The following is a 7,680-nucleotide window of genomic DNA, read 5'->3' on the forward strand; positions in this document are numbered from 1 at the left end:
TGGTTTGAAACATGGGCTCCTACGGTTTCGTGTCCGGCTCGTAGGTCTTGAGGAACTCTTGTTCTGCCTCGGGGGATCCCACCAACACCAGGCTGCCGTCTTTGGGAAGTGATTGATCAGGCCCGGGATTGAACTGCCGCTGGCCGTCGATTTCCAAGGCGATGATCGAGCATCCGGTACGCGAGCGGACCTCTGATTTCGCGATGGTGACTCCAGCCAGGGAGCTGGGAACATGGGTGGTGAAGACGTTCACTCCATCACCGAGAGGCACGGTACCGCTGCCGCGAAGATAGGTGAAAATCGTGTTTGCCCCCATCGACGCGTAGGAGAGGACCAGGTCGGCGCCCGCGCGGTGGAGTCGCGAGGCGGACTCGGGCCGTGTGCAGCGGGAGATGATCTGAAGGTCATTGCGCAGACGTCGGTAAAAGATGGTGAGGAAGGTGTTTGTCGGGTCGTCGTGGGTGGTGATGATGACGGAAGCGGCCCCACGCATCCCGGCTTCCACCAGCACTTCGAACTCGGAGGCGTCGCCAATGATCTTGTGTTCGATGTCGAGGACACGTTCCGCGATCTTTTCGATGATGACCCATTCGATTCCAGCGTTGGTGAGGGCCCGTGAGAGTGCTCGGCCGACCCGGCCTCCGCCGACAATGACGACCTTGCAGGATTCTTCGGTCGCGACGCCATAGACGTCGTTGTACTCCTGAATCTGCTTGTCGGTTCCCGCAAGCAGAAGGATCGACTCTTGCCTGAGCGGAGTTGTGAGATCGGTGGGAAAGTAGGATCCGCGGTCCCAGCGGCCGACGACGACCATTCCGGTTTTCTCGGAGATCCCACTTTCGGCCACGGTTTTCCCCGGGAGGGAAGTGCGGGCGATCCCGGTTTCAGCGATGCGGAGGTCGTCGATTGCGCCGATCACATGAGCCTTGGCGTCGTTGCCAATCACCCGGCGGGCGAGTGTCTCTCCCATCAGTTCCTCCAGTTGGAGAATATGGGTGACCCCTGCGAGTTCGAGGGCGTCGCGCACCCCACCGGTGGAGGCGGATGCGACGATGGTGACGTTGTCCGAGAGTTCGCGGGCAGTGAAGGTAATGTTGGTGTTGGTGACGTCGTCGAGAGTCGTGACGATGAGCCTGGCCTTTTCGATGTTGAGTCTTTGAAAGCTATCGGGGTTGGTCCAGTCGCCGAGGATGACGGGCAGTCCCTTGCGCTGAAGATCAAGGGCCTCCTCCAGATTCGAGGTGAGCACGAAGTGGGGGTAGCCGTAGTCGTTGAGCAGGCGGATCAGTGAGCGTGCGACGGGACCGTAGTTGGTCATGATCACATGGCCTTCGGTATTTTCGGGAACCTTGGTCGGAGCCTTGGCTCTCTCCTGAGCCCTGATGTAGGGGGCATAGAAAAACTCGATGAAGGTGAAGGGGAGCAGTACGAGCAGGAAGACGACCCCGGTGATGAGCACCACGACCGAGAACAGCCGGCCCAGATCCGAATGGAAGGTGATGTCGCCGAAGCCGAGCGTCGACATGACGGTGAGAGTCCAATAGAAGCCAGTCAGCCACGTGTGCTCCTGACCCTCGCGCAGCATCAGAATGTGAAACAGGATGCTGTAGGTGACGACGAGGCTCAGCAGGATCAGCAGCAGCTTGATGAGCGCCCGCAGATTGATGCGGTCCGTTCGGTCTTCACGGAACGCGGCGAAGATGGTGGGAAGGGATTTCATGAAGCAGTCACGACAGGCTGGGATCGTGGTCAGAAGGGATGGGGGAGTCTAGCAGATCCGTCCAGGTCGGGTTCGGGGCATGCTCGCGGAACTTCGAGTGGATACGATGGGTGTCCATGGTTCGAGAACTGAAAAATCCCAAGGGATCAGGATTTCAAGGCTGACTTCCTTGTGGATGGAGCCTTGGATGCCAAGGCATGGAAGCATCAAATCATCCCTTGCGCTGGGGTATTCTTGGCACCGCGGGCATCGCGGCGAAGAACTGGAAGGCGATTCGATTGACGGGGAATGCGGTGGTGACGGCAGTCGCCAGCAGGGACCTTGAGCGCTGCCGCCGTTTCATTGACGAGCAACAGGCGGTCAGTCCCTTCGCTGATCCACCCGAGGCGCTTGGAAGTTACGAGGCGCTGATCGCGCGCCGAGATGTGGACGCCATTTACATCCCACTGCCGACCGCCCTTCGGAAAGCATGGGTGATCCGGGCTGCCGAAGCCGGGAAACATGTAATTTGCGAGAAGCCGTGTGCGATCAACGCCGCGGAACTGAAGGAGATGCTCAAGGTTTGCCGAGACTGCGACGTACAATTCATGGACGGTGTCATGTTCATGCACAACGAGCGGATGGACCGGATCCGCGCGGTGCTGAACGATGCTGAGCAGATTGGATCGGTGCGTCGGATTCAATCCGCCTTCAGCTTTTTTGGGGGAAAAGAGTTTCAACAGGAGAACATCCGGGTGCAGTCCGAGCTGGAACCGCTGGGTTGTCTCGGTGACCTCGGCTGGTACTGCATTCGCTATGCTCTGTGGGTCATGAAATGGCAACTCCCTGTGAGGGTGGTGGGCCGCATCCTGAGTGAAGCTGCGAGCGTTTCCGGCCAGCCGGGAAGCCCGTTGGAATTCTCGGGCGAGCTCTTTTTTGAAGGTGGTGTCTCGAGTGGATTTTACTGTTCGTTCGGAGTGGACGGGCAGCAGTGGGTCGTGGTGAACGGCGAACAGGGCACGCTGCGGTGTTCCGATTTTGTGATCCCCACGAGCCAGATCGATACCGCCTACGAAGTGGGACATCAGCGTGTCCCCAAGGAAGGGAGTGGGATGGAACTCGGCACTGAGACTAATCCGGGATCTCAGGAGACCCACATGTTCCGAAGCTTTTCGGATGAGGTTCTGAACGGACGCAGGCGTGAGGACTGGCCCTCGATCGCTTGGAGGACTCAGTTGGTGACCGATGCGTGCCTGGCATCTGCCCGAGCCGAAAGTCGCCCGCTAGCCGTGTCGCCGGAACGGAGCGTTGGCATTCTGCCGACTGGGTGCGGGTGACATCCCGTCGCCCGAAAGTGGGGGCGTTGCGGATGGACAGAATGTCCATGGGCCGCAGCGTTCAGGATGAACGCGCTCCCTTAGGCGCCGAAACGGGAAAGGCCGTGGACACTTTGACCATTACTTTCTACGGACTTGGTTCTCGATGCCAAATCATGGAGTCGTGGCGAGGCCGATGCGGTAGAAGCGCCGGTCAAAGTCACCGCTATCTGGGTCGCTGTAGTCCTGAACGGAAGCCTCGAGGGTGAGGGTGGCAATGCTCTGCCAATTGCTGAATGTCGTGGCGGCCTGGACGATCACCTGCTGTCCGGGGACGCCGTTGATCGTCAGGGTGAAAAGCCCGGATTCGAAACGCAGGCTTCCCGGGACGATGTTTGGTGTCGGTATTGCAGCAGTGATCTGAAGTGGTTCGTGCAGGCTGAGATAGCGGGTGCGACCGTCCTCGTGGATGCGGGCCAGCAAGAAGAAGCTGCCATCGATCTCTGCCGGGAGTAGTGGGGCGGGTGTGGTCGTCAGGATGCTGTTGAATCCAGAGCCGTTGAGGATTTCCGAAGACAGCAGAATTTCGTTTCCGTTCCAGGGGTTGGGATCCGGATCGAGGAACAGGCTGAGGGTCGGGTCTCCGACGCTGCTTGTTTCGGACTGGTACAGGATTTCGAGGGGAAACGTTTCACCCCCTGTTAGAGAACCGACGGTGCTTCTCCTGGCGATGATGAGATTTGGCCAGGGATCGACGGGTGTTGGAAGGCTGTTGCGGTTTGCTGAGACGCCGCCGCCAAGGTCCCACATCCTATTGTATCCATCGCTGACCTGTCCGGACTCGGATCCGCCGGGCCTTGCATGGCTGAGGCGGTCACCGCCTGCGATGCGACTGTAGTGGAAGCCGCCCGTGGCGCCGGAGGATTCGGCGGAAGCATACCAAGTGCTCCGCATTGAGTTGGTGATGTCGATGTTTCCATCGTTGGCGTCGGGACCAAGTTCGACGGTGCCATGATACCATGCGTGGACGTCGCTATGATTTCCGCCGGAGAAGTAGCCGTAGCCTCCTGATAGGTTTGTCAGCTTCCGGTTGAAACAACCGGCGACGGACCGTCCTTGGGGAATGAGAAATTCACCGAACTGTTGGTAATAGTTGTCCGCGAAGAGCACGTTCTCCCAGACTCCGATGGTGGCATCTCCAAAGGTGCTGTCGACCGGATCCCAGAGGGTCATGTGGTCGACCCACACCCCTTCGGCTCCAAGGAGACGGGCGATCTCACTGACCACCGATGAGCCGCGGCTGTGGCCCAGCAGGTGAAGGGGCAGTTCGGCGAGGGGGCGGCCCCCGTTTTCCGGAATCAGAGTCGTCGAAAGCAGGGCCGCTGCAGCGGGGATCGCGACATCAGTCGAGGAAGTAGCTCCGGCGGTGGAAATGCTCGACCAATCGAGCTTTACGACGATTTCGCCGGTGTCGGACTGATCGGGCGGTGGACCATCCACGCGATTCACCGTGGTGGTATAAGCTCCGTCGCTGCCACCGATTTCGATGATGTAACAGGTCAGATCACTGCCGGGAAAGTCGCTGCGCCCACTGAAACGCTGGGCCATCGGCAGAATCCAGCCGTCGACGTCGCTATTGAAGCCGTGCGTGATCACCGTGACTCCGCCAGCCTTCAGCGCGCTGACCGTGGAAAGCACGACAGTGAGTTGAAGGAGAAAGCGGAGGGTCGGCATGGAGGAGTCTTGGAGTCGCAAAAGTAACTGATTCACCCATTCCCGGAAGAACCAAGTTTCAGTGAATCAATGACCGGCAAATCCCAAGGGATCGGATTTCAAGGCTGTCGTTCTGGTGAATGGAGGCTTGGATGCCGCGCCCTCGAAGTATCAGAACATCCCTTGTGCTGAGGGCATGCTCGGCGCCGTGGGCATCGCTGGGAAAACCTGGAAGGCAAGCCGTCTTCGGTACGGTTGGCGGTTTTCTAATCTGTCGAGACTTGGAGATCGAGAGAAAGAGTCTTGTCAGGAGGCGGTTTCGGCCTCATCCCCTATTGATAAATCCCATGAAAAATCGGTATCTCTTTCCCCACGTCTTTCAATCTATCGCCTTGCACCTATGTTTGATCACAGGCGTATATGCGAATGCCGAGATCAGGGATTGGAAGTTAAAAGATGGAACTGAGCTTCGAGGTGAGATTGATGATGTCGATGAAACGGCAGAAACAGTAACTCTGAAGGGCGATCAAGGTAAGGTGGTCGTTGTGCCACTTGACAGTCTTTCCGCTCTTGATCGGGCATGGGTGCTCCAGTGGATCGAGTTCGCTGAGGAACTGGGCGATGCAGCGGAGAAGTTTGGTGGCAGGATCGAGCACTATGAGGGGAAGGGTGAAACGACTACGACTCCCTTCCATGTCTACCATCCCTCGGGGGATATTCCCGTCGGCACCGCGCGCCCAATGATGATTTTGTTCAGTGCGAACGGTAAGGGCATTCGATTTCTGCTGCGCCATATCAAAGCGGCGGAAGAGGTGAAGATGACCCTCGTTGCTTGTGACGTGTTCCGCAATCACATGGAAGAACGCGATTCGATCAGGCGGTTTCGTGAGCTTCTCCCGATCATCAGGGCAACTGTTCCCCACGATCCGGAGCGGGATTTCATGGGGGGATCTTCGGGAGGTGCCTGGCGCTCCTTCAATCTTTCCAGCGACCTGCCGGATGAAACTTGGACTGGTGTTTATTCAAATGGCGGATGGCTCGGCGGTGAGAAAAACTGGAACCGGGATTACCCGGCCATGCGCGTGGCGATGGTGAATGGCGATGAAGACAAGGCTGCCAATGCTTGGCTGGACCGGGACATCGAGATTCTTCAGGAGCATGATTGCACGGTGGCGGTGGTTGCCTTTGAAGGTGGCCACCAAGTGCCTCCGCCATCGGTGCAGGTCAAAGCCTTCAAATGGCTTTTGGGCGAAATTGAGTGACATGCTGTCGCCCGGAAGTTGAGGGCGTTGTGGTGGCGCTGATGGACAGAATGTCCATCAGCCGCAGCGTTCAGGATGAACGCGCTCCGGTATTCATGGCGAAGACGATGGCGGGAATAGGGAGACGGACTATTTAAGTCCGTGGTGCGTTTGGGGGAGGACGCTGAGTGGGAGGAGGTGCCTTGCGGATGGTTGATGGTCTCTTGGTGAGGCGGAAGAAGTTAAAAACTCCTTCTCCATATTGCTCAGGTGAAACTCCAGGCATCCATGTCGAAGACGACGGTGACTTCTTCGGGGAGGGTGGTTTTTTTGAGGGCGGACTGGACGTGGGTGGCGAGGGTGCGGGCGCTGGCGGCGCGGAGCATGAGCTGGAAGCGGAATTGGCCGTGGCTTCTGACCAAAGGGCTGGGGAGGGGATCGCCTAACAGGATGCTCTTGGGGAGGCCTTCCTTGAGGCGGCGGTGGAGGGTTTCGAGGGTGAACTCGGCGAGGCGTTCGTGGGTCGAGCGACTGGTGAGGACGGCGCAGCGGGTGAAGGGGGGGAAGTGGAATTGCTTGCGCATTTCGAGCTCCTGCTCGGCGAAGCCGTCGAAGTCGTGGTGGCGGGCAAACTGGATGCTGGGGGAGTGGGGGGTGAAGGTTTGGACGATGACTTCGCCTTCGAGTTCGCCGCGGCCGGCGCGGCCGGCGACTTGGGTGAGGAGTTGGAAGACGCGTTCGCCGGCGCGGAAGTCGGGGACGTGGAGGCCGATGTCGGCGTTGAGGATGCCCACCAAGGTGACGTTGGGAAAGTGGAGGCCCTTGGCGATCATCTGGGTGCCGATGAGGATGTCGATCTTCTTGGCTTGGAAGGCGTTGAGGAGATCGCGGAGGGCGTTCTTTTTGCGCATCGCATCGGCGTCGATGCGGGCGATGCGGGCCGTAGGGAAGACCTTCTTCAGGACGTCCTCGACCTTCTGGGTGCCGAAGCCCTGGAGGAAGATGCCGTTGTCGCGGCACTCGGGGCATTTGCGTGGGACGATGGCCTGGTGGCCGCAGATGTGGCAGAGGAGTCGGTCGTCGGTGCGGTGGTAGGTGAGGGCGACGGAGCAATGCGGGCATTCGCAGACGTAGCCGCAGGAGGGGCATTGGAGCGAACGGGCGAAGCCGCGGCGGTTGAGGAAGAGGATGACTTGTTCGTTGTTGGCGATCTTCTTTTCGATGGAGATGCGGAGGCGTTCGGAGAGGAAGGTGTCGTTGGCTTTGGTCTTACGGCCTTCGTTGCGCATGTCGACGACGCGGATGAGCGGGAGCGCTTGGGAGTCGACACGTTTTGTTAGACGGAGAAGTTCGTATTTTCCGTCGAGACAGTTTTGGAAGGATTCGAGCGATGGCGTGGCGGAGCCGAGGACGATGGTGGCGCCTTCGAGGTGGGCGCGGAGGACGGCGACGTCGCGGCCGTGGTAGCGGGGGATCTGGTCCTGCTTGTAGGTGTTCTCGTGTTCCTCATCGACGATGATCAGGCCGAGGTCGGGGAGCGGGGCGAAGACGGCGGAGCGGGCACCGATGACGATACGGGCTTTGCCTTTGCGGATGCGGTGCCATTCGTCGAAGCGCTCGCCTTGGGAGAGGTTCGAGTGGAGGACGGCGACTTGTTCCTGGACGTGGGCGAAGCGGGCACGGAAGCGGCGGACGGTTTGGGGGGTGAGGG

Annotated in this window: 5 protein-coding genes; 2 read left to right on the plus strand and 3 right to left on the minus strand. The window is 59.2% G+C overall.

What is annotated here, in order from left to right; all coding sequences use genetic code 11:
• Positions 1 to 19: 19 nt before the first annotated feature.
• Complete coding sequence (locus WBG04_RS20055; protein WP_424316500.1) at positions 20 to 1,720, minus strand: potassium channel family protein; 1,701 nt, start codon at positions 1,718 to 1,720, stop codon at positions 20 to 22.
• A gap of 197 nt (positions 1,721 to 1,917) precedes the next feature.
• On the opposite strand from WBG04_RS20055, the gene WBG04_RS20060 reads away from it, so the two are divergent.
• Positions 1,918 to 3,036 (plus strand): Gfo/Idh/MocA family protein, encoded by a 1,119-nt coding sequence (locus tag WBG04_RS20060; RefSeq protein ID WP_424316502.1) that lies wholly within the window; start codon positions 1,918 to 1,920, stop codon positions 3,034 to 3,036.
• Positions 3,037 to 3,189: 153 nt separating this feature from the next.
• Here WBG04_RS20060 and WBG04_RS20065 read toward each other — a convergent pair whose 3' ends face one another.
• Positions 3,190 to 4,749, minus strand: a complete 1,560-nt coding sequence (locus WBG04_RS20065) for a hypothetical protein (RefSeq protein WP_424316503.1) — start codon at positions 4,747 to 4,749, stop codon at positions 3,190 to 3,192.
• 371 nt (positions 4,750 to 5,120) lie between these two features.
• Between WBG04_RS20065 and WBG04_RS20070 the strand changes: the two genes are divergently transcribed.
• Positions 5,121 to 5,990: a hypothetical protein gene (locus WBG04_RS20070; protein ID WP_424316504.1), complete on the plus strand. Its 870-nt coding sequence runs from the start codon at positions 5,121 to 5,123 to the stop codon at positions 5,988 to 5,990.
• Positions 5,991 to 6,235: 245 nt separating this feature from the next.
• On the opposite strand, the gene priA is transcribed toward WBG04_RS20070, so the two are convergent.
• A partial coding sequence (gene priA, locus WBG04_RS20075) for a replication restart helicase PriA (protein WP_424316505.1) occupies positions 6,236 to 7,680 on the minus strand: 1,445 nt, incomplete at its 5' end.

The organism is Haloferula sp. (assembly GCF_049672945.1).
GTDB lineage: Bacteria > Verrucomicrobiota > Verrucomicrobiia > Verrucomicrobiales > Akkermansiaceae > Haloferula.